Source organism: Pseudarthrobacter oxydans, from assembly GCF_034258515.1.
In the GTDB taxonomy this organism is placed as follows: Bacteria; Actinomycetota; Actinomycetes; order Actinomycetales; family Micrococcaceae; genus Arthrobacter.
The window spans coordinates 3,289,354-3,312,210 of the sequence record NZ_CP139438.1; the positions used below are offsets into that span (position 1 = coordinate 3,289,354).

Here is a 22,857-nt window from a genome sequence, read left to right on the forward strand (position 1 = left end):
CCGGCTCCGCGCATGGCCGCCGCCGCCTGCCGTCCCTAGGATCGCTGCATGACAACTTTCCAGGGCATACCTGCCGGCGCCTTCGGGTTCTATGAGGAGCTTCAGGACAACAACAACCGGGAGTGGTGGCAGGAACTCAAGGACAGTTACCTGTCCCTGGTCAGGGAACCGCTTTCGTTACTGCTTGCGGAGCTGGAACCCAGGTTTGGGCCGGCGAAGCTCTTCCGGCCCAACAGGGACATCCGGTTTTCCGAGGACAAGTCCCCCTACAAGACGGCCCAGGGTGCGGTGGCATCCGTCCAGGAAGGGGTTGGCTACTACCTGCAGATAAGCGCTGACGGCCTGCTGGTGGGCGGCGGCTACCACTCGCATACGCCTGCGCAGCTGGCCCGGTACCGCAATTCCGTGGACGCGTCCGGCACCGGCGAGTCGCTCCGGCGGATCCTGGAGGCTGTTGCCGCGGCCGGCTTTGCCGTTGAGGGAGAGAAGCTGAAGACGGTGCCGCGCGGGTATGCGCGGGAGCACCCGCGGGCCGAACTCCTGAAGCACAAATCCCTCTCCGCCAGCGTCAACCTTGGCCGGCCGGACTGGCTGGCAACCCCTGCCGCGGTCCAGGACATCGCCGGGCTGTGGGAGGACCTGCGGCCATTAGTTGACTGGGTCAGCCGGCATGCTGCCCCTTGACCGGGGTCTCCTTCCCGGATGAGGCCGCGGCCGGGCGGTGCCCCTTCTTCGCCAGCTGGATCTGTTCGTACACGTGGTGGCGCAGCTCCGTGAAGCGCGGCAGGGAACGGGTATTCAGTTGGTCGCGCTCGTCCGGAAGGTCGATCGTAATATCCTCCTGGATCACGGTCGGCGAGCTGGAAAGGATGATTACCCGCTCGCCGAGGTAGACGGATTCGTCAATGTCGTGGGTCACGAAGAGCACCGTGACGCCCAGCTTTCTCCAGACCACCCGGATCAGGTCCTCAAGATCGGCCCGGGTCTGCGCATCCACGGCCGCGAACGGTTCGTCCATCAGCAGGACCTCGGGCTGGTACGCGATGGCCCGGGCAATAGCCACGCGCTGCTGCATGCCGCCGGAAAGCTGCCAGGGGTAGGACCGTGGCACATGCGAGAGCCCCACGGCCTCGAGGGCGTCATCCACCAGCCGGTCGCGTTCGGACTTGGGCACCCGCTGGTTTTTCAGCGGCAGTTCCACATTGTCCCGGACCCGCATCCACGGGAACAGCGAACGCCCGTATTCCTGGAACACCACGGCCATCTTCTTGGGTGGACCGGTCACCCGCTTGCCGTCCAGGAGCACTTCGCCTTCGGTCGGCGCCATGAGCCCGGAGATGCACTTGAGCAGCGTGGTCTTGCCGGAGCCTGAGGGCCCCACCAGGCAGGCCAACTCCCCCGCGCGCAGGTCAAAGGTGAGGTTCCGGACCGCCTCCACGTCACCGCCGTCGGTCTGGTAGACCTTCTTCAGCCCGCGGACGGAGAGGGTGGCCTCCGTGGTCGCTTGGGTGGGTTCAGGCCGCATTTTCTACCTCTTTCTGGCCGTGGTACCAGCGCAGGATGTTCCGCTCCGCCCACTGGAAGATGAAAGACATGGCCACGCCCAGCAGGCCCAGGACCACAATGCCGGACCACATTTCCGGGATGGCGAAGGACCGCTGGAACTGGACAATGGTGAAGCCCAGCCCGGAGGACGAGGCAAACATTTCGGAAATCACCATGAGGATCAGCCCGAGGGACAGCGACTGGCGCACCCCGGCCATGATCTGCGGGCTGGCGGAAGGAAGCACCAGGTGCCGCACGCGCGCCCAGCCGCTGATGCCGTACGTGTGTGCCGAGTCGGAGAGCACCGGGTCCACAGCCCGCACACCCTCGATTGTGTTGAGCAGCACGGGCCAGACGCAACCGGAAATGATCACCATGACCTTCATGGAGTCGGTGATGCCCATCAGCAGCATCAGCACCGGCACCAGGACCGGCGGCGGGATGGCACGGAAGAATTCCAGCGTCGGTTCCAGCAGTGCCCGCAGCCACCGGATGGACCCGATCAGGACCCCGCCCACAACTCCGATGGCAATGGCCACCGCCACGCCCACCACCAGCCTGTCCAGGCTGGGCAGGACATCGGAAAAGAACCTGTCACCGAACCATACTTTGCCGAAGGTCCCCACAAGGTCGGCGGGCCGGGGGACAAAAAAGTTGACCGCTCCCAGGGTGGAGGACCACCAGACCAGGACCAGCAGGACCGGCAGGCCCACGATATAGCCGAGGTTTTTCAACGACCTCATACGATCACCTCCGAGCGCACAGACGAGTGCCATGCCAGGATCCGCTTCTCGATCTTGCGCATCACCATGTTGATCAGGACACCGATCAGGCCGGTGGCCAGCACCAGGGCGTACATGCCGGAGATGGCGCCGCCGGACTGGGCGAGGGCAATCTCCCGGCCCAGGCCCGGGGAACCGATCACCAGTTCCGCCGTGATGGCCAGGACCAGCGCCACCGCAGCGGCAAGCCGAACACCCGTCATCAGGTAGGGCAGGGCCGTCGGAAACACGACGTACCGGATGCGGGCCATCCGGCCCAGTCCGTAGGTCTTGGCAGTGTTGTTGGCGACCATGTCGACGTCGGCCACGCCGTAGAGCACCTGAATGAGGACCTGCCAGAAGGAGGCGTACACGATGAGCAGCAGGGACGACTCGATCTTTACCCCGAAGAGCAGCACGGCCAAGGGGATAAGGGCCACAGACGGGATGGGGCGCAGGAACTCGATGGTGGAGTTGGTGGCCTTCCGGAGGAAGCCGCTGGAGCCGATGATGAAACCGAGCAGGACGGCTGCGGCCACGGCGATCAGGAGGCCGAGGAACCACGCTTTCATGGTCTCTCCCACCGCAACCCAGAAGGCCGTGAGGCCGAAGTCAACAACCAGGGCGGCAACCACTTCACTGGCGGGCGGGAGGAACCGTTCATTAATCAGGCCGAGGCGGGGAATGAGCTCCCAGGTGGCCAGGAATCCGATGATCCCCGCGACTCCGAGCAGTTGTTTCGCCGCTCCCTTGCCGCCCTTCCTTCGGGGCCGCTCCGCCCGTGGAGCGGCCCCGCCGGTGGCCAGGGTTCCTGAACTCACGGGAGGAGGTCGTCCGCACTCGGCGCTTTGCTCAGGGTGCCGTACTTGGCCGCGGCATCGCCGAGCGTCCTGAAGGCATCCTTGTCGAAGTCAGTGCGGTAGCGCGGCAGGATCATCTTGGCCCGGGTGGCCTCATCGATCTTCGTGTAGGTGCCCACGATGTCGCGGACTTCCTGCGGATGCTCCTGGGCGTACTCAAGGGACTTGTTCATGGCCCGGGTGAACTTCCCGGTCAGCTCCGCTTTGCCTTTGATGGTGTCGCCCTTGGTGAAGTAGCCGGCGATATCCAGTTCCGGGCTCATTTCCACAAAGTTGGACGACACCACGGTTCCGCCTTCAGCAACGGCCTTCGACAGGAAGGGCTCCAGGATCCACGCGGCGTCCACCTGCTTGTTGGCCAGGGCCGCCGGGGCGTCCGGGAAGGCTACCTCCACGAACTTCACCCCACTTGGATCACCGCCGTCCTTCTCGATCACCGACTTGATGGTGGTGTCGCCGATATTGGAGAGGTTGTTCACGGACACCGTTTTGCCGGCCAGGTCCTTCGCGGACTTGATGTCCGAGCCGGCCGGGGCCACGACGCCGCCGATGTCCTTTCCCTTCTCGCCGGTGGTGGAGGCGCCGTTGGCCACGAACTTCAGGTCCAGCCCTTTGTCCTTGGCGACCATCACCGAAATCAGGTTGGAGAACGCGAAGTCGAAGCTGCCGCTGACCACGCCGGGGACAATCGCCGCGCCGCCCGTGGCCGTCTGGATGTCCAGCTGAAGGCCTTCGTCCTTGAAGAATCCCTGCTTGTCGCCAAGGTAGATGGGGGCACAGTCCACAATGGGGATGACGCCGACGCTGACCTTGGTCAAGCCCGCGCCGCCGCCCCCGGTGGCCGGTGCGCTTCCGCCGCCGGTGGAACTGGGCGAGCCGCTTCCGCAGGCCGCCAGCCCCAGGACAGAGGCAACTGCCAGGATGGAAATAAGACGACGTTTCATGATCACTCCTTCGTGCCCATGACCGGGGGCTGACCCGCCCCCAAGCCCAGTGTTCGACATTCGAACAGAAGTTCGACTATCCGATTCAATCATGGTACGACTGCCAGCACATCCGTGTACGGCTCATTGTTACAGCTCTGAGACGGCACCGTAAGGGACAGTTTCCAGTGGCCAGGCCTGGATTTCCGCAGTTCCTGCCAACGCCCGGCCTGCGGCGCCGGGGACGGCTCAGCCCTGCCCGCCACCGGGCGCCAGGCGCGTTTCCAGGTTGTTGAAGAAGACCGCCAGCATCAGCTCGAAGGCCTTGGTGGCCGCTTCCGGCTCATTCATGACCACGAAGTCGAACTGCAGCCCGTAGAAGGTGGACGTGAAGAGCCGCGCGTCGGTGTCGGCAAACTCCTCCGGAATTCCCTGCACCATGAGCCAGTCGCGGGTTTTATGGTGGAGCATCCGGAAGTGCTCCTGCGACGTTCCCCTCGGTTCGGCGGCCACGATGTCCTGCGCCGTCGCTTCGAATTCCAGGCGCGTCAGGTGCCGGTTCCGCTGGGCCATGGTCCACTGCCAGGAGTCGAGCAGGAAGTCCCGCCAGGCGGCACGGTCGATGTCGTGCACATCGGTATTGCGCATCCGGTCCAGCCGGGACTCGATGGAAACCACAATGTCGTTGATCAGTTGGTCCCGGCTTCCAAAGTGGTACACCAGCACATACGCGCTCATCCCCAGGCCCTCAGCGAGGCTCCGGAAGGTGAGCTCGGCAAGCGTTTTGTCCATCAGGTAATCCAGGATCGCGGCCAGGAGTTCTGCCTTGCGTTCGGATCGTGTGGGACGGGCCATGTGATCCATCCTAGAAGCCGGACATGCGAATGCCCGCCCTGGCCAGGCCAGGGCGGGCATTCGCACGGGGTGTCAGGCGCGGGTGAGCTCGTCCTCGCCGTCGCGCACTTTGTCAGCAGCCCGTCCGTTGACCGCCGCGCTCGCGTCGCCGAAGCGCTCGTTGAGGCGGGAGTGGCGCTGGCCGTAGGAGAAGTAGATCGCCATGCCGATGACCAGCCAGACCGCAAAGAAGATCCAGGTCTCCACCGCGAGGTTGGTCATCAGGTAGAAGCACAGCACGGCGGACACGACGGGCAGGACCTTGCCGAACGGTACGCGGAAGGCCGGCTTCAGGTCCGGGCGCTTCTTGCGGAGCACCAGGATGCCCAGGCTTACCACCACGAAGGCGGACAGCGTCCCGATGTTGATCATTTCTTCCAGCAGGTCCACGTTGGTCAGCCCGGCGACCAGGGCGACGGCGGCCCCGCAGATGATCTGGAGGCGCACCGGCGTCGAACGCTTCTGGCTGGTCTTGGACAGTGCACGGGGAAGTAGCCCGTCGCGGCTCATGGCCAGCACCACGCGGGACAGGCCCATGAGTAGCACCATGATCACGGTGGTCAGGCCCACCAGGGAGCCGAAGGCAATGATCTTGGCCGCCGAGGTGTCCCCCACTGCTTCGAAGGCCGTGGTGAGGGTGGGGTTCTCGGCCTCGGCCAGCTGCGTGTAGGACACCATGCCCGTGAGTGCCAGGGACACCAGGATGTAGAGCAGGGTTACCAGGGCCAGGCCGCCGAAGATGCCGCGCGGCAGCGTCTTCTGCGGGTTCTTTACTTCTTCCGCCGACGTGGCCACCACGTCAAAGCCGATGAAGGCAAAGAAGACCAGAGCGGCGCCGGCGAAGATGCCAAGGGTGCCGTACTGGGCGGGGGCGGCTCCGGTGAGGAAGCCGAAGAACGACTGCTTCAGGACGTCGGCGCCACCGGCGCCGCCGGTCGGCTGGGCGGCCGGGATGAACGGGGCGTAGTTTTCGATCTTCACGTAAGTGAAGCCCACCACGATGACAAAGAGGACGACGCCGATCTTGATCAGGGTGAAGATGTTGCCTACGCGGGCGGAGAGCTTGGTGCCCAGGACCAGCAGCACGGTGAAGACGGCCACGATCAGGAAGGCACCCCAGTAGAGGTCAATCCCGCCCAGGGAGATCGCCGGCGGAATATCGGCGCCCATGAGGGCGAATACCTTGCTGAGGTAGATGCCCCAGTACTTGGCGATCACGGCCGCGGCGGTGAAAAGCTCCAGGATCAGGTTCCAGCCGATGATCCAGGCCAGGAGTTCGCCCATGGTGGCGTAAGTGAAGACGTACGCGGAACCTGCCACGGGGATGGCGGTGGCGAACTCGGCGTAGCACATGATGGCCAGCGCGCACGTTACGGCGGCGATGGCGAAGGACAGGGTCACGGCGGGACCGGAGAAGTTGGCCGCAGCCTTGGCGCCAACGGAGAAGATGCCGGCGCCGACAGCAACCGCGACGCCCATGATCATCAGGTCCCAGGTACTGAGGGAGCGCTTCAGCTTGCGCCCGGGCTCATCGGCGTCGGCGATCGACTGCTCGATGGATTTGGTCCGGAGAAGGTTCATTGGGGGATCACAATCCTGGTTTCGGATGGAAACAGACCTATTAACGGTAGTGTCCATCCACTGGACGGGCCCAATTGTCCCGAATGGTGAGACGGTTACTCTGCCGAACTTTATTCCGGCAAAGCACTTGGGACCCTTCAGATGAAGGGTCCCAAGTGGTAGTTGGTCGAACCGGCCTAGGCGGGCCAGTCCATCAGGGCGGACCGGATCAGGAACCTTTTTCCCTCCGGCGCCTCGACCGAAAAGCCGCTCCCCCTGCCCGGCACCACGTCCACCGTCAGGTGCGTGTGGCTCCAGTAGCTGAACTGCTCCCGCGACATCCAGAATTCCAGCGGCTGCGGTTCCAGTCCCTGGGAGAGGTCGAAGAGGCCAAGCAGGACGTCTGCTTCCGCGGTGATGAAGTCGCCCGCCGGATAGCACATGGGCGAGGACCCGTCGCAGCAGCCGCCGGACTGGTGGAACATGAGCGGACCGTGCTGGAGCCACAGTTTCCGCAGCAGCTGCACGGCCGCCGGGGTGAGCGCCACCCGGGAGAAGTCCTCCCCGGGCAGCGTCACCCCGGCCTCAAGCCTGTCCAGCGGCATCAGAACCTCAGGACTACGCGGCCGTCGATCTTGGCGTGCTTCATTTCATCCAGGACGGCGTTGACCTCCGAGAGTTCCCGGACGGACACCGTGGGGTGGATCTTGCCCTGGGCGTAGAAGTCCAGCGCCTCCTCCAGGTCCTGTCGGGTGCCCACGATTGAACCGCGGACTGTCAGGCCCTTGAGCACAATCTCGAAGATCGGTGCGGGAAAGTCGCCGGGCGGCAGGCCGTTGAACACGATCGTCCCGCCACGGCGTGCCATGCCGATCGCCTGCCCGAAGGCCGAGGGATGCACCGCGGTGACCAGTACTCCATGGCATCCTCCGGTTTCGCGCTGGATGACTTCCACCGGGTCCTCATGCAGGGCGTTGACCGTCAGTTCGGCGCCGTGCGCCTTCGCCAGGGCGAGTTTGTCGTCGGCAATATCCACGGCAGCCACCCGGAGGCCCATGGCGACGGCATACTGGACGGCGATGTGACCAAGGCCGCCGATGCCGGAAATGGTGACCCACTGCCCCGGCCTTGCTTCGGTCATTTTCAGGCCCTTGTAGACGGTGACGCCGGCGCAGAGCACCGGCGCCACCTCGACGGGGTCGGATCCCGCCGGTATGCGGGCGGCGAAGCGCGAGTCCACCAGCATGTACTCGCCGAACGAGCCGTCAACACTGTAGCCGGCGTTCTTCTGCACTTCGCAGAGTGTTTCCCAGCCGGTGCGGCAGTACTGGCAGTCGCCGCAGGCGGACCAGAGCCAGGCATTGCCCACCAGGTCACCGACGGCCAGGTCGGTGACTCCCTCGCCGAGGGCCACCACTTCCCCCACGCCCTCGTGGCCGGGGATGAAGGGCGGTGAGGGCTTGACGGGCCAGTCACCTTCCGCCGCGTGGAGGTCGGTGTGGCAGACGCCGGTGGTCAGGACCTTGACCAGTGCCTGTCCCGGCCCGGGGGCGGGAATCTCGAGGTCCTGGACCTGGAGGTCCTTGCCGAATTCGGTTACTACTGCTGCTTGCATTCTCGTCGTCATTGGCGAAATCCTTGCGTCGTTGTAGCGGGGTTGGAACTGGGGTGCAGCGGCTACTTCTAGAAGAAGCCGAGCTTGTTTTCGTTGTAGCTGACCAGCAGGTTCTTGGTCTGCTGGTAGTGGTCCAGCATCATGGCGTGGTTCTCGCGCCCGATGCCTGAGGACTTGTAGCCGCCGAACGCGGCGCCCGCCGGGTAGGCGTGGTAGTTGTTCACCCAGACACGGCCGGCCTGGATTTCCCGGCCTGCCCGGTATGCCACGTTGCCGTTGCGGGACCAGACGCCGGCGCCGAGGCCGTACAGGGTGTCGTTGGCGATGCCCATGGCGTCGTTGTAGTCGCTGAACTTCGTTACGGCGACCACCGGGCCGAAGATCTCCTCCTGGAAGATCCGCATCTTGTTGTGGCCCTCGAAGACCGTGGGCTGGACGTAGAAACCGCCGGCAAGGTCGCCGGGCAGCTCGGCGCGGGCGCCGCCGGTCAGGACCGTGGCGCCTTCCTGCTTGCCGATGTCGATGTAGGAAAGGATCTTCTCGAGCTGGTCGTTGGAGGCCTGGGCCCCGACCTGGGTTGCGGTGTCCAGCGGGTTGCCCTGGACCATCTTTTCCACCCGGGCAACGGCGTCGGCCATGAAGGACTCGTAGATGTCTTCCTGGACCAGCGCGCGGGACGGGCAGGTGCACACCTCGCCCTGGTTGAAGGCAAACAGCGCGAAGCCCTCCTGCGCCTTGTCGTAGAACGCGTCGTTCTCCTGGGCGACGTCGTTGAAGAAGATGTTCGGGCTCTTGCCGCCGAGCTCCAGGGTGACCGGAATCAGGTTCTGGCTGGCGTACTGGCTGATCAGCCGCCCGGTGGTGGTCTCGCCCGTGAAGGCGATCTTCCGGATCCGGGGGCTGGAGGCGAGCGGCTTGCCTGCCTCGACGCCGAAGCCGTTGACCACGTTCAGGACGCCGGCGGGGAGCAGGTCGCCGATGAGCTCCATCAGGACCAGGATGGACGCCGGCGTCTGCTCGGCGGGCTTGAGCACCACGGCGTTGCCGGCGGCGAGGGCGGGCGCGAGCTTCCAGACGGCCATCAGGATGGGGAAGTTCCACGGGATGATCTGGCCGACGACGCCGAGCGGCTCGTGGTAGTGATAGGCGGTGGTGTCCTCGTCGAGCTGCGAGAGCCGGCCCTCCTGGGCGCGGACGGCGGAAGCGAAGTAGCGGAAGTGGTCCGCGGCCAGGGGCATGTCGGCGTTGAGGGTTTCACGGACGGGCTTGCCGTTGTCCCAGGACTCGGCGACGGCCAGCATTTCCAGGTTCTCGTCGATCCGGTCAGCGATCTTGTTCAGGATCGCGGCGCGCTCGGCCACGGAGGTCTTGCCCCAGGACGGCGCAACCTTGTGCGCGGCGTCGAGCGCCAGTTCAATGTCCTCCGCCGTGCCGCGGGCCACCTCGCAGAAGACCTTGCCCGTGACCGGGGTGACGTTTTCGAAGTACTGGCCCTTCACCGGGGCCACCCATTCGCCGCCGATCCAGTTCTCGTAGCGGTCCTTGAACGTGACCTTCGAACCCTCGGTACCGGGCTGGGCGTAAACAGTCATTGCTAGCTCCTTTGCTGTGCATGGGGCGGAGGCCGGCTCATGGCCTCCGCCGTTGCACTCAGCGTAGGAGGGCAAAGGTTGCAGTCAGGTTGCAACCCTGTGGCCCACATCACAGGGGCTCATTGTCAGGCGCGCAGTTCGGCTTCCAGCCGCTCGAGGTCGGCGACGACGGCGGCACGCTTGGGCGAGCGGGCAGGCAGCAGTTTCAGGGCGGCACGCCGGACCCCGACGTCGTCCCTCGCCTCGGGCAGCTCAGCGTACTTGAGCAGCGTTTCGGCGCTGCCGTCCGTGAGGACGGCTTCCCGCATCAGGGACGAGACCCTGTCCCGGAGGTCGGTGATGCCGGGGGCCTCGGACTTGGGCAGCACGGCCCCGCGGTAGATCTCCAGCGCGATCCGGTGGGCGCCGCGCTGCAGGCAGTTAAGGACCTGGCCGCTGTCCGGCACCAGGTCCAGGGGCAGCCGGTACGGCCGCGAGCCGGGAACGGCGGCCGGGTTGAGCTGCTGCAGGACCTTGCGCAGCCGGACCATTTCGGCGCGCAGGGTCATGGTGGAGCCGTCGCCCGGGTACAGGAGGACGCTGAGTTCCTCGGCGCTCAGTCCGTCCGGGTGCGAGCTCAGCAGGGCGAGGATTTCGCTGTGCCGGGCGGACAGCACCACGGTTTTGCCCTCGATGCTGAGCAGGGCCTGGTCGCGGCCCAGCAGCTGGAGGCTGTTGCGGTACAGGCTGCCCTCCTTCGCCCCCGGCACCGGTGACCGGGAAGCGCTGCCCTGGCTCCGCCGTCGTGCGGGCCTGCTGGCCAGCGACGCCGCCAGCTGCAGCCGTTCAACCCGCAGCTGCGCCTGCGCGGCGGCCACGGTAGCCTCGACGAGCGACAACGTGTGGGGTGCCACCGCCGTGGCCGTACCGGTGATGTCCACCACGCCCAGGACGGCGCCGGAATCCGGATCGTGGAAAGGAACAGCGGTGCAGCTCCAGGGGTGGACGGTGCGCTGGTAGTGCTCGGCCCCGGCGATCTGGATTCCCCGGCCCAGGGCAAGGGCGGTTCCGGGGGCACTTGTTCCCACCGTTGCCTCGGACCAGTCGGCACCCGGGACGAACATCATGCCCTCGGCGCGGCGCTGCAGCACGGGGTCCCCGTCCACCCACAGGAGCCGGCCCACCTCGTCACCCACTGCCACCAGCAGGCCGCTGTCGTGGCTGGGCTGGACCAGGAGCTTGTTTATGACAGGCATGATGGCGGCCAGGGGGTGCTGGCTGCGGTAGTCCTCCAGCACGTCCCGGTCCATGGCGAGCGGGGCTGCCGGGCTGTCCGGGTTTGCCTTGAAACTGGCCGAACGCTGCCAGGACTCTTTGATGAGCTTGCGCAGGCCTGGTATCTCGGGGGTGCCGGCAGCGGCACCGTCCAGGAACTCATGCCCGGCGAGGGCGGCTCGCTGGTGCGGCTCGGCGGCCGGCTGGATCAGGTTCGTCATCGAACTCCCATGATGGTGCGCGGCATTCGTTCTGCCAGCCCGGCAATTGTACCCCTCAGCCGGGCTGGACGGCGGCCGCAAATGCGTTGCTTTTGGCCCCTGTGGCAGGCGGCAGTCCCCGGAACGGCGCGGTTGCGGGGACCAGCTGCCTGCAAAAGTTACGCAAACAGGGACGCGTCAGCCGTATTGGATGCGGACCAATTGCTCCAGGGCGTCCGCTCCGGCGGCTGCACCGCCGGCCGCCCTGAACCCCTCGGCCACACGGCGGGCCCCTTCCCTCTTGCCAAGGGCCTCGTGAACCGCCGCTCGAAGCGTCCCGGGAGTGAGCTTCCTGCGGCTGAGGCGCACACCCGCGCCTGCCGCCACAACCCGCGCCGCCACCTCATGCTGGTCCCGGCCGAACGGGACCACAACCACCGGAACCCCCTTGGCCAGCGCCTTCTGGGTGGCACCCATTCCGCCATGGGTGATGGCAACTGCCGCGTGCTCCAAAACCGGCACGTGCGGCAGGAAATGTTCCAGCCGGGCATTCGGGGGAAGCTGTCCAAAGCCATCAACACTGGAAGCCCGGTGCGCTCCTGCGACGCCGCCCTCCGCAGCCGGCAGCGTGGCGACGACGGTGAACGGCTCCCCCGTGAGGCCCTGCAGTGCCGCGTGAACGATGGCTTCGTCGGCCTGGTATTCGGACGAAGTCGTTACCAGAATTACCGGTTCCTTGAGGGAACCAAGCCAGGCGGGCGGCGGTGCCGGCGGTTCCCATGACAGCGCCCCGATCATCCTGACGTCCGGCGCCCAGTCAGGGTGCGGGTACTCAAATGGTTCGGAGGTGGTCACCAGCGTGAGCGGGGCGGTGCGGAAGAAAGCGTCCACGCTCCGGACCGGGGGAAGTTTCCCGGCGGAGATGTCAGCGCGCACCCTGTTGATGCCGGGCAGCATCAACTTCTCCACGGCTCCGGTCACGAGGGGGCGTACCAGTGCGTCCCGGATCCTTCCCAGCGGCCCCGGCATCGGGTCCAGCCCGGGCCCGAAAGGCGGCGTCCCCTTGGACTGGAGCGGCGGTGTGTAGGGACTGAACGCTCCCCACGGGAGCCCGCTGGCCTCCGCCACCATGCGGGCACCCCACGCGTTGATGTCCACTAGCAGCAGGTCGGGATTGACGTCGCCAATGGCGCTGCGAAGGTCCGGGGCGTCAATCCGGGCACGCGCTGTGAAGGTCTCAGTGCTTGAGGCGAGGTTCGCCTTGACCGACTTCGCCAGGTAGTCCCGGTGCACCAACTCCAGCAGCCGTTGGTCGACAGGTTCGGCATGCAGGCCCGCGCTCCGCAGCATGGGGACCTGGCCGGGAAGGGCACGTACATGGACATCGTGGCCCCGGGCATTCAGTTCCAGGAGCAGGGGAACCATCGGAAAAAGATGGCCTATGGCGGGCGAGGTATAGCCAAGAACGGTGGACATCACGGCCTCCGGGTGAAGGGCTCCAGCATTTCGAGTAAGGAAAGTGCCACCTGGTCGCGGCTGAGGCCCGCATCCAGGCGGAGCAGCTTCCAGGTGTAGACGTCGCAGAGGGCGACGAACTGGGCCAGGCGCCGGTTCCGGTCCTGCCCGTCCGGGAGGAACCCGCCCTCAAGGAAGGGGGCGAAAACCCGCTCACACCACTGCCGGTGGAGGCGCCTGGCACCTTCGGTGATTTCCGCCAGGAGGGGTGAGGTGTCCTCCTCAGCCAACAGTTTCAGTGCCAGCGCACCGGTAGTTTCGTAGTGCTCCAGGAGGTTGTCGACGGCGGCCGGGACGTCGCCGGGGGCAACGGCGCCGCGCTGGCCGGCAACCTCTGCGGACGCGAATTCAGCGGCGGCGTGGATGAGGCCCATGCGGTCACCGAAGCGGCGGATGACAGTTTGGACGGTAACACCTGCCCGATCCGCCACTGCGTTCAGGGTGACGTCACCGAGCGGCCCTTCCTTGAACAGGTCCAAAGTTGCCTGCAGTATCCGGCGCCCCGTTTCGGCGGCGGAGGCGGCGCGCTTGGGCGAGTCGTAGGGCCGGGTCTTCATCCCGTCCGCATTCATGTTAATCAGCTTAACTCGAAATATCCCCCAAGGTAAGGGGTATGGGGATGGTCACGGAATCCTCAGCCGCGGGAGATGCGGATCATCTCCTCGCGCGGCACCACCTTGATGCGTTCGCGGACCACGTGGTCCAGGCCTTCGGGCCCGGTCCAGGCAGCACCGAGGCCTGCTTCGTGGGCGTCGAGCCTGTTCCAGCCCTCCCATGTGGTGTATTCGATGCCGCGCTCTTCCAGCAGGTCGATAATCGCCTGGGGGTCAGGGTTCTTGGCCGGGGGCAGGGTCAGCCGGTCCTCAAGGAGGAAACCGATGGTTTCCAGGGCGTCGCCCTTGGTGTGGCCGATCAGGCCTACCGGCCCGCGCTTGATCCAGCCGGTGGCGTAGATGCCGGGGACGGGGTTGCCTTCAGCGTCCAGGACCCGGCCGCCTTCGTTGGGGATGACGCCCCGCTTGGCGTCGTACTCAAGTTCGTCCAGGGCGGAGCCGTGGTAGCCGATGGCCCGGTAAACGGCCTGGACCGGGTACTCGATGTACTCCCCCGTGCCCTTGGCATTCCCGGTCCCGTCGAGCTGCATGCGCTCGAACTTGATCCCGCCCACCTTGCCCGTGCCGTCGTCGAGCACCTCTACGGGGCTGTGCAGGAAGTGCAGGTGGAGCCGCCTGGAGGACGGATTCTCGGACTCGGTGTGCTCCTCCACCAGCCAGTTGGTGAGCGTGTTCACCATGGTCTTGATCTGGTTGTTGCTGCGGATGGCGTCATCGGAGGCTTCGTCGAACTCGAAGTCCTCGGGGTAGAGCACAATGTCCACGTCGTTCATGTGGCTCAGTTCCCTCAGTTCCAGCGGCGTGAACTTCACCTGGGCCGGGCCCCGGCGGCCGAAGACGTGCACGTCCGTGACCGGCGAAGCCTTCAGCCCCTGGTAAACGTTGTCCGGAATCTCGGTGCTCAGCAGCTCCTCAGGATGCTTGACCAGCATGCGGGCCACATCCAGTGCCACGTTGCCGTTGCCGATCACCGCGATTTCCTTCGCCTCCAGGGGCCACTCGCGGGGGACGTCCGGGTGGCCGTCGTACCAGGACACAAAGTCAGCGCCGCCGAAGGAGCCCTGCAGCTCGATGCCGGGGATGTCCAGGTCAGCGTCCTTGACCGCGCCGGTGGAAAAGATCACGGCATCATAGAAGGCCCGGAAGTCGTGCAGGGTGAGGTCCCGGCCGTACGTTACATTTCCCAGGAACCGGATGTCGCCGCGGTCCAGGACCTTGTGCAGCGCATTGACAATGCCCTTGATCCGGGGATGGTCCGGCGCCACGCCGTACCGGATCAGGCCGTACGGCGCCGGGTAGGCCTCGAACAGGTCGATGCTGACCGCGAAGTCGCCGTCCTTGACCCCGCTGGACTTCGTGAGGATGTCCGCAGCGTAGACACCGGCCGGCCCCGCGCCCACAATGGCGACGCGGAGGGGACGGGAGGAGGCGGATTCGCTGTGGTTGGACACCGGAAGCCCTTCTGAACTGGCTGTCTTGACGAGAATGCGCCGGACAGGTAGCGCACAGTCCCCTATTCTAGGGCTCAGCCGCTCTTCGCCAGCGGAACCACGTCACCTTCGCGGTACAGCAGGGCCCTGAGCTCGGCTTCGGCGGAGTCGGGCCGTTTGGGATCGATGGTTTCGCCCTCGTGGTAGTGATCCACTATGCGGGGATCGACGTAGCTCTTGCGGGCGATCGACGGCGTGTTGCCCAGCACCTCGGACGCTTCCATCATGGCCCGGGCGATGGCCCTCTTGCGTTTGGCCGCCGTCCGCCGGGCGCCTGTGCGGGCCAGGCTGCCCGCAGCCGCAACCGAGCCCCGCAGGGTCCGGAAGTCCTTGGCCGTGAAGTCGGATCCGGTCCGCTCCTTCACGTAGGCGTTGATGTCGGCACTGGTGACCGGCTTCCACTGCCGTCCCTCCTTGTACGCCAGGAGCCGGGCATTGGGGCCGCGCCGCTTGAGCAGCCGCAGCAGGACGGCGAGGTCTGCGTCGCGGAATTCCGACTCCCAGTCCTTGCCGCTCTTGGCGGGAAACTTCAGCAGGATACGGTCCTTGCGCACCGTCACGTGGGCGCAGAGCAGGGTGGCGAGCCCGTGGCTGCCGTTCTCGTTCGTGTACCGCTCAGACCCCACCCGCAGCGATCCGCTGTCCAGCATCCGGAAGGCCCCGGCGAGGACCCGGTCACGCGAAAAGCCCTCACTGCGCAGGTCCATGGTGACCCTGCGGCGGGCCGACGGCAGCGACTCCGCCAGTTGCAGGGAACGGTCGAATTTCACCCGGTCCTTCCGTTCCCGCCATTCCGGGTGGTAGATGTACTGGCGCCGGCCCACCGCATCCACACCGGTTGCCTGGATGTGCCCGTTCTCGAACGGGGCAATCCATACATCTGTCCACGCCGGCGGAATGCCGATACTTTCCAGCCGGTCCCGAACCGGACCGGGCGGCAAGGTGGAGCCGTCCAGGTCCCGGTAGCTGAAGCCTTTACCGGCAGCAACACGGCGGTAGCCTCGGCCCGAAGCGTTGCTGCGCCGGAGCCTCATGGGGCCGTGTCCGGCCGCTTGGCGAAGATCATAAAAGCAAGCCTACTGATTATTTGCCGGTTTGCGTGCCCTACCTGTTGGAATACCTGCCCCCGGGGTGGTGTTATGGGTTCCGTGCCCACTCCCGATGGATCCTCCCCCGCCAGCGCCCCGGCTCCCGCCGCTGCGCCCCGTCCTTCCCGGGCAGCCGGCCCCAAAGCCGCCGGTCCCAGGGCCGTAGATAAGGAGACGACGGCGGGAATCCTCTTTGGCATCGGGGCGTACGGGCTGTGGGGGCTGCTCCCGCTGTACTTCTTCGTCCTCATGCCGGCGGGCGCCGTCGAAATCGTGGCCAACCGGGTGGTGTGGTCCCTGCTGTTCTGCGCCCTCCTCATCATGGCCACCCGTTCCTGGTCCGCGCTGGCGCAGGCCCTGCGGGACCGGGCCGTGTTTGGTTCGCTGGCCCTGGCCGCCCTCCTGATCGCCGTCAACTGGCTGACGTACACCTACGGGGTGACCACCGGGCAGGCCGTTGAGGCCTCCCTTGGCTACTTCATCAACCCGCTGGTGTCTGTCCTGCTGGGCGTGTTCGTCCTGAAGGAGAGGCTGCGTCCGCTGCAGTGGACCGCCGTCGGCATCGGTTTTGTGGCGGTGGGCGTCCTCACCTACTCCTACGGCAAGCTGCCGTGGATCGCACTGACCCTGGCCTTCAGCTTCGGCCTCTACGGTTTCGTCAAGAAGCGGGTGGGGTCCAGGGTGGACGCCGTCACCAGCCTCAGCGTGGAGAGCATGGTGCTGGCCCCGTTCGCGGCGGCCACGATGGTCTACCTGGCAGCCGCCGGAACAGCCACGCTCACCACCCAGGGACCGGGCCATTTCTGGCTCCTGCTGGCCTCCGGCGTGATCACGGCGGTACCGCTGCTGTTCTTTGGAGCCTCGGCCCGCCGGCTCCCCCTGACAACCATCGGGCTGCTGCAGTACTTCGCGCCAGTGCTGCAGTTCATCCTGGCGCTGGTGGTGTTCAGGGAAGCGATGACCCTGGACCGCTGGATCGGCTTCGGCGTGGTGTGGGTGGCGCTGCTGGTCCTGACCGTGGACATGCTGCGCACGGCCCGCAAGGCGTCCGTGGCCCGGAGACGGAACCGGGCGGCCCTCAAATCCCCCTAGCCCCCTGTTGCCGGGAACCCCGGTGGAGTAGGTTGCTCGGATGGAGGACTCATATCAGGTCATCGTGATCGGGGCCGGATTCGCCGGCACCGCTGCAGCCAGGGAACTTGGCCGCAAGGGCGTCCGCGTCCTGCTTATCGATTCGAACAACTACCACCAGTTCCAGCCGCTGCTGTACCAGGTGGCCACCTCGCAGATCGGCGTGTCCGCCATTGCCCGCCCCATCCGGTCCATGTTCCGGCGGATTCGCAACGTGCGGGTCCTGACCGCGGAAGTGGCCTCGGTTGATGTTGGAAACCGCACCGTCACCACCGACGAGGGTGACACGTTCCGCGCCCAGGTTTTGGTGATCGCCGTGGGCGCCGTGCCCAACTTCTTCAATACGCCCGGGGCGGAGGAGCATGCCTTCCCGCTGTACTCCGTGACCGACGCCACCAGGCTTGGAACCAGCGTGACCCGGCTGCTGGACCGGGCCGACCGCGAGCCTGGAACCGAAGTGGACATGGTGGTGGTGGGCGGCGGTCCCACGGGGGTGGAGACTGCCGGCGCCCTGGCGGAAAACATCAAGTTCGTTGTGGCAAAGTTCTTCTCCCCGGAACTGGCGGCCCGGTGCCGCGTGCACCTGGTGGACATGGTGCCGAGCGTGCTCGCCATGTTTTCTTCCAAGTCCCAGGAATACACCCGGCAACGCCTGGCGAAGATAGGTGTCCAGATGCATATGGGGGTGGGCGTCACCGAAGTCAGGGCCGACGGCGTGACGCTGGCTGACGGGACGGTCATCCCGGGCGGGATCGTTGTCTGGGCCGGCGGGCTGAAGGGCGGTGACCTCATCGCCGGCTCGGGGCTGCCGCAGGGAAAGGGCGGCCGGATCGACGTCCAGGCAGACCTGACGGCCCCTGGTGCGGAAGGCGTGTATGTCATCGGCGACGCCGCCAACATCACCGATTCGACCGGAGCGAAACTGCCGCAGCTCGGTTCGGTGGCCCAGCAGGCCGGGAAGTGGGCCGCGCGCAACATCCTTGCCGACCTCAACGGCGGAACCCGGCAGCCTTTCCGCTACGTGGACAAGGGATACATGGCGATGATCGGGCGGGGCGCGGCGGTGGCTGAACTTGGGCGCCGGCGCGTCCAGCTCCAGGGTCCGCTGGCTTTTCTGTCCTGGCTCCTGGTGCACCTTGCCCTGCTGTCCGGATTCCAGCAGAAAGTCCGCGCCCTCTTTTCCTGGCTCAACGGCTACGTGCTGCACAGTCCCGCGCAGGTGGTCATCGGCGAACCGGACAAAGCCCAGAGGTAGCGGCGCCTTAATCCCCCGAGGCCCCGGAACAGTAGTTCCGGGGCCTCGGGTTGTGTTCGCGCCGTTGCGAGGGACGCTAACTCTGTGGACTGCTACGCGTTGGCTTTGATGGCGGCGGCCAGGACGTCCAGGCCGTCGGTCAGCAGTTCGTCGGTGATGACCAGCGGCGGCAGCAGGCGGATCACGTTTCCGTAGGTGCCGCAGGTGAGGATGATGACACCTTCCTTCAGGCACGCGGCCGCCACGGCCTTGGTCAGCTCCGGGTTCGGTTCCTTGGAGCCAGCCTGGACCAGTTCGACGGCGAGCATGGCGCCGCGCCCGCGGACATCGCCGATAACGGCTGTTCCGGCACCGGCAAGCTCGGCCTGCAGCGCGCGGAGGCGGGTAGTGGCCAGGGCTTCAATGTGGCGGGCCCGGCCGTTCAGGTCGTACTCCTCCATGGAGCCGATGGATGCCAGCGCGGCTGCGCATGCCACCGGGTTGCCGCCGTAGGTGCCGCCCAGGCCCCCGGGATGCACGGCGTCGAGCAGGTCTGCCCGGCCGGTGATGGCGGAGAGCGGCATGCCGCCGGCGATGCCCTTGGCCAGGGTCAGGATGTCCGGGACAACACCCTCGTGGTTGACGGCGAACCATTCACCGGTGCGGCAGAAGCCGGACTGGACCTCGTCCGCGATGAAGACGATGCCCTTCTCCTTGGCCCACGCGGCCAGTGCCGGGAGGAAGCCCTCGGCCGGGACAATGAACCCGCCTTCGCCCTGGATGGGTTCGATGATGATCGCGGCAACCTGGTCCCCGCCGATCTGCTTCTCGATCATGGTGATGGCGCGCTTGGCGGCCTCGGCACCGGTGATCTCCGGGTTTTCCTCGCGGTACGGGTAGCTCATGGGCATGCGGTACACCTCGGGCGCGAAGGGGCCGAAGTTGGTCTTGTACGGCATGGCCTTGGCGGTGAGCGCCATGGTGAGGTTGGTCCGGCCGTGGTAGGCGTGGTCGAAGGCCACGACGGCGTCGCGTCCGGTGGCGAGGCGGGCCACCTTGACGGCGTTCTCCACCGCCTCAGCGCCGGAGTTGAAGAGGACCGTGCGCTTCTCGTGGTCGCCGGGCGTGAGGCGGTTGAGCTGCTCCGCGAGGGCCACGTACCCCTCGTACGGGGTGACCATGAAGCAGGTGTGCGTGAAGTGCTCCACGGCTTCCTTGACGGCCCCGACGACGGCGGGATCGGACGCGCCCACGCTGGTCACCGCGATGCCTGAGCCGAGGTCGATGAAGGAGTTGCCGTCGACGTCGTGGATGATCCCGCCGTCGGCGTCTGCAACGTAGACGGGAACGGCGGAGGCGACGCCGGCGGCAACTACCGCCTTGCGGCGCTCGGCCAGTGCCACCGACTTGGGCCCGGGGAAGTCGGCCTGGACCCGGCGCTTCTGCTCCAGGCGGAAGGTGATGTCTGATGCGGTGGTGGTCATGGGGAGCCTTTCTGGAAAGCCTGGGGTTTGATGCGGAGGTTTGGCGGCAGGGTTATGCGTCGAGTGCACTCATGACGTGCTTGATGCGCGTGTAGTCCTCAACGCCGTACATGGAGAGGTCCTTGCCGTAGCCGGACTGCTTGAAGCCGCCGTGGGGCATTTCGGCGGTGAGGAGGATGTGGGTGTTGATCCAGACGGCGCCGAAGTCCAGGTCGCGGCTCAGGCGCATGGCCGTACCGTGGTCGGTGGTCCACACGCTGGAGGCGAGGGCATAGTCCACGTCATTCGCCAGTTCCACAGCTTCTTCCTCGGTGCTGAACTTCTGCACGGTGATGACGGGCCCAAAGGTTTCCTTCTGGACGATGTCATCGCTTTGCCTGGCGCCGGTGACGATGGTGGGTTCGAAGAAGTAGCCCTTCTCCCCCGCCCGGTGGCCGCCAATTTCGATCCGGCAGTTGGCAGGCAGGTTCTCCACCACCGAGCTGACGGCGTTGAAGTGGTTGATGTTGTTCAGCGGGCCGAAGTAGTTGTCCTCATCGTTCTGCGAGCCGGTGCGGAGGGTTTTGGTGTGCTCCACCATGGCGGCGACGACGTCGTCGTGCACCGAGTCCTCCACCAGCACGCGCGTGATCGCGGTGCAGTCCTGGCCTGCGTTGAAGAATGCGAACTCGGCGATGGCCGCGGCACTCTTCTTGATATCGGCGTCCTTGAAGACGATGGCCGGCGCCTTGCCGCCAAGCTCCAGGTGGGCACGCTTGAGGCCCTTGGCGGCACCGGACGCCACAGCGATACCGGCACGGACGGAGCCGGTGATGGACACCAGGCCGGGAACCTTGTGGTCCACCATCAGGGCACCGGTCTCGCCCGTGCCCAGCACCACGTTCAGGACGCCGGCGGGCAGGATGTCCCCTGCGAGGCGGGCCAGGACCAGCGTGGATTCGGGGGTGGTGTCCGAGGGCTTGAGGACCACGGTGTTGCCGGCGGCGAGCGCCGGGCCGATCTTCCAGATGGCCATCAGGAAGGGATAGTTCCAGGGTGCAACCTGGGCCACGACGCCGATGGGTTCGCGGCGGACGTAGGAGGTGTGCCCCTCGAAGTATTCGCCGGCGGACTTGCCTTCAAGGATGCGGGCTGCGCCGGCAAAGAAACGGAGCTGGTCGGCGCCGGCCGCCACTTCCTCGGAGGCGATCAGGGAGCGGACCTGGCCCGTGTTGCGGTGCTGGGCCTCCACGAGTTCGTCACTGTTGGCCTCGACGGCGTCGGCGAGCTTGAGGAGCATCAGCTGGCGCTGCCCCGGGGTGACGTGCTTCCAGGTCCTGAAGGCGTCCTTGGCTGCGGTCATGGCGGCGTCCACATCGGCCTGCACCGAGACGGGCGAGTGCGCCACGACCTCCCCGTTGGTCGGGTTCACGATGTCCAGCAGGGTGGTGCCGGCAGGGGTGACGAACTTCCCGTTGATGAAGTTCTGCAAGGTTTGGACCACGGTGTGCAACCTCTTTCGTAGGGGCCACCCGCGCCCGGGCGGAGTTCGGGGCGGATGGATGGAACTGCCTTGAGCCTATGCCAGCGCCCCTGTGCAGTGAATAGCCACCTGCACACCCTTCCGGGAGCTGTTTAGTGCGGTTGCCCAGCGCCCGTTTATCCTTGATCCATGGCCATCTCCCTTGCCGCCCTGCTGGGTGTTAACTCCCTGAAGCTGTCCAAGGCCGGGGTCGCCGAGACCACCTGGCACCAGGACATCAACTGGGTGGCAGTCACGGAACTGGAGGATCCGCACCGGTTCCTCAACGGCGGGGAACTGATCCTCACCACCGGCCTGCGCCTGCGATCCGCGCCGGAGCAGCGGCGCTTTGTCCGGCAGGTGCAGCGGGCCGGTGCCGTGGGCATTGGCTTCGGCGTGGGGCTCTCGCACGAGACGGTCCCTCCTGCCCTGCTGGCGGAGGCGAACCGGTGGGGCCTGCCGGTGGTGGAGGTTCCCTACGAGACGCCGTTCATTGCCATCGGCAAGCTGGTGGCCGACGCCCAGTCCGCGGACCACTACGCCAAACTCGAGCGGCTGATCGCCGGGCACCAGATTCTGGCCCGGGCACTGCTCACCGGTGGCGGGCTCGCCGAGCTCCTCAAGCACCTGGGCAACATGCTGCGCACCGACGTGGCCCTCACCCAGTTCACGGCCCAGCTCTACAACAGCAGCAGCGATTCCCCGTCCGCGGACTCCTGGTCCTCCTATCCCGTCCCCACCGGCCGGCGGGATGCCTGCACCCTCTGGGTCCGGCAGCCCTTCGAGGACTCGGGCATCATCGGGTACGCCCAAAGCCTGATCAGCGTGGAGCTGAACAACATGGTCAAGCAGCGCCAGGCCCAGCGTGCCCTCTGCGGCCAGGTCCTGGAAGACGTGATCCACGGGGCGCTGGAGACCAGCGAGGCCCAGCGGCGCCTGGCCGGCGTGGGCGTCAACAGCACCCGGAAGAACGTGGTGCTGCTGGCCGTTTCGGCCGCCCACAACAAGGCACTGGTGAGTACCTCGGTGCCGCGCGAACTGGAAAAGGCGGTGGCCGCCGTCGTGGGCAAGGACCTGGTGCTGGTCATTAATGACGACGGCGGCGGCGCACCTGCCCTTGCCCGGAAGCTGAGCGACCACCTGGCAGAAGCCGGCATCCACGCCACGATCGGGATCGGCGGCGCGTACACCAAGCCGAACGGCCTGCGGTGGAGCTACTTTGAGGCCCGTGACGCGGCAAGCCACGGCCTGCCCGTCAATGAGCCGGAGCGCCTCAGCCTGACATCGCTGCTCCTGGCCAGCGAGGACGTACCGCTGGCGGACATGGCCAACGAGTCCCTGGACCCGCTGCGGACCTTTGACGCCGCCCACGGCTCGGAACTGATGGCCACGCTGGAGAGCTACCTCAACAACAACGGCTCGGTGGCCGCCGTCGCCGAGGAGCTCACCCTGCATCGGAACACCGTCCGGTACCGGCTGGCGCAGATTACCGAGCTGACCGGTTACGACCCCGCCGTCACCGCGGACCGCGTGCAGCTCTGGCTGGCGCTGGCCGTGGCCCGGCTGTCCGCGCGGCAGGGGAAATAACGCCAACGC

20 protein-coding genes are annotated in these 22,857 nt (G+C 66.3%); 4 read left to right on the forward strand and 16 right to left on the reverse strand.

Going from position 1 to position 22,857, the window contains the following annotated elements:
• Positions 1-48: 48 nt before the first annotated feature.
• On the forward strand, positions 49-684 hold the full coding sequence (locus SMD14_RS15020; protein ID WP_321214135.1) for a DUF2461 domain-containing protein: 636 nt from the start codon (positions 49-51) through the stop codon (positions 682-684).
• On the opposite strand, the gene SMD14_RS15025 is transcribed toward SMD14_RS15020, so the two are convergent.
• The 14 genes from SMD14_RS15025 to SMD14_RS15090 form a co-directional block, all read right to left on the reverse strand.
• Positions 662-1,525 (reverse strand): ABC transporter ATP-binding protein, encoded by an 864-nt coding sequence (locus SMD14_RS15025; protein WP_321214136.1) that lies wholly within the window; start codon positions 1,523-1,525, stop codon positions 662-664. The two genes, SMD14_RS15020 and SMD14_RS15025, sit on opposite strands and share 23 nt — an antisense overlap.
• Complete coding sequence (locus SMD14_RS15030; RefSeq protein WP_321214137.1) at positions 1,515-2,288, reverse strand: ABC transporter permease; 774 nt, start codon at positions 2,286-2,288, stop codon at positions 1,515-1,517. The genes SMD14_RS15025 and SMD14_RS15030 overlap by 11 nt, the downstream gene beginning before the upstream one ends.
• Positions 2,285-3,127: an ABC transporter permease gene (locus tag SMD14_RS15035; protein ID WP_321214138.1), complete on the reverse strand. Its 843-nt coding sequence runs from the start codon at positions 3,125-3,127 to the stop codon at positions 2,285-2,287. The genes SMD14_RS15030 and SMD14_RS15035 overlap by 4 nt, the downstream gene beginning before the upstream one ends.
• On the reverse strand, positions 3,124-4,110 hold the full coding sequence (locus SMD14_RS15040; protein ID WP_321214139.1) for an ABC transporter substrate-binding protein: 987 nt from the start codon (positions 4,108-4,110) through the stop codon (positions 3,124-3,126). The genes SMD14_RS15035 and SMD14_RS15040 overlap by 4 nt, the downstream gene beginning before the upstream one ends.
• Positions 4,111-4,338: 228 nt before the next feature.
• Positions 4,339-4,944 carry a TetR/AcrR family transcriptional regulator gene (locus SMD14_RS15045; protein WP_157241547.1) on the reverse strand — a complete coding sequence of 202 codons (606 nt, stop codon included), beginning with the start codon at positions 4,942-4,944 and terminating at the stop codon, positions 4,339-4,341.
• 72 nt (positions 4,945-5,016) lie between these two features.
• On the reverse strand, positions 5,017-6,564 hold the full coding sequence (locus SMD14_RS15050; protein ID WP_321214140.1) for an amino acid permease: 1,548 nt from the start codon (positions 6,562-6,564) through the stop codon (positions 5,017-5,019).
• A 176-nt stretch (positions 6,565-6,740) separates the two neighbouring features.
• Positions 6,741-7,148, reverse strand: a complete 408-nt coding sequence (locus SMD14_RS15055) for a DUF779 domain-containing protein (protein ID WP_321214141.1) — start codon at positions 7,146-7,148, stop codon at positions 6,741-6,743.
• The gene (gene adhP, locus SMD14_RS15060; protein WP_197432478.1) at positions 7,148-8,170 is read right to left on the reverse strand and encodes an alcohol dehydrogenase AdhP; all 1,023 of its coding nucleotides are present in this window, start codon (positions 8,168-8,170) and stop codon (positions 7,148-7,150) included. The genes SMD14_RS15055 and adhP overlap by 1 nt, the downstream gene beginning before the upstream one ends.
• A 56-nt stretch (positions 8,171-8,226) precedes the next feature.
• Complete coding sequence (locus SMD14_RS15065) at positions 8,227-9,750, reverse strand: aldehyde dehydrogenase family protein (protein WP_321214142.1); 1,524 nt, start codon at positions 9,748-9,750, stop codon at positions 8,227-8,229.
• A 125-nt stretch (positions 9,751-9,875) separates the two neighbouring features.
• On the reverse strand, positions 9,876-11,225 hold the full coding sequence (locus SMD14_RS15070) for a GAF domain-containing protein (protein WP_321214143.1): 1,350 nt from the start codon (positions 11,223-11,225) through the stop codon (positions 9,876-9,878).
• A gap of 177 nt (positions 11,226-11,402) precedes the next feature.
• A complete protein-coding gene (locus SMD14_RS15075; RefSeq protein ID WP_321214144.1) occupies positions 11,403-12,680 on the reverse strand; it encodes a nucleotide disphospho-sugar-binding domain-containing protein in 1,278 nt (425 codons plus the stop codon).
• Positions 12,680-13,291, reverse strand: coding sequence for a TetR/AcrR family transcriptional regulator (locus SMD14_RS15080; protein ID WP_321214145.1), 612 nt, complete (start codon positions 13,289-13,291; stop codon positions 12,680-12,682). The genes SMD14_RS15075 and SMD14_RS15080 overlap by 1 nt, the downstream gene beginning before the upstream one ends.
• A 62-nt stretch (positions 13,292-13,353) precedes the next feature.
• Complete coding sequence (locus SMD14_RS15085; protein WP_321214146.1) at positions 13,354-14,784, reverse strand: FAD-dependent oxidoreductase; 1,431 nt, start codon at positions 14,782-14,784, stop codon at positions 13,354-13,356.
• A gap of 74 nt (positions 14,785-14,858) precedes the next feature.
• A complete protein-coding gene (locus SMD14_RS15090) occupies positions 14,859-15,857 on the reverse strand; it encodes a DNA topoisomerase IB (RefSeq protein ID WP_321214147.1) in 999 nt (332 codons plus the stop codon).
• A gap of 105 nt (positions 15,858-15,962) precedes the next feature.
• On the opposite strand from SMD14_RS15090, the gene rarD reads away from it, so the two are divergent.
• Entirely contained in the window at positions 15,963-17,003 is a 1,041-nt protein-coding gene (gene rarD / locus SMD14_RS15095) for an EamA family transporter RarD (RefSeq protein ID WP_157241538.1), read from the forward strand.
• Between the two features lie 40 nt (positions 17,004-17,043).
• The gene (locus SMD14_RS15100) at positions 17,044-18,297 is read left to right on the forward strand and encodes an NAD(P)/FAD-dependent oxidoreductase (RefSeq protein WP_321214148.1); all 1,254 of its coding nucleotides are present in this window, start codon (positions 17,044-17,046) and stop codon (positions 18,295-18,297) included.
• Between the two features lie 92 nt (positions 18,298-18,389).
• On the opposite strand, the gene gabT is transcribed toward SMD14_RS15100, so the two are convergent.
• A complete protein-coding gene (gene gabT, locus SMD14_RS15105) occupies positions 18,390-19,760 on the reverse strand; it encodes a 4-aminobutyrate--2-oxoglutarate transaminase (RefSeq protein WP_321214149.1) in 1,371 nt (456 codons plus the stop codon).
• A gap of 52 nt (positions 19,761-19,812) precedes the next feature.
• The gene (locus SMD14_RS15110) at positions 19,813-21,243 is read right to left on the reverse strand and encodes a gamma-aminobutyraldehyde dehydrogenase (protein ID WP_321214150.1); all 1,431 of its coding nucleotides are present in this window, start codon (positions 21,241-21,243) and stop codon (positions 19,813-19,815) included.
• 168 nt (positions 21,244-21,411) lie between these two features.
• Here SMD14_RS15110 and SMD14_RS15115 point away from each other — a divergent pair, with 168 nt between their 5' ends.
• On the forward strand, positions 21,412-22,848 hold the full coding sequence (locus SMD14_RS15115) for a PucR family transcriptional regulator (protein ID WP_157241534.1): 1,437 nt from the start codon (positions 21,412-21,414) through the stop codon (positions 22,846-22,848).
• Positions 22,849-22,857 lie beyond the last annotated feature (9 nt).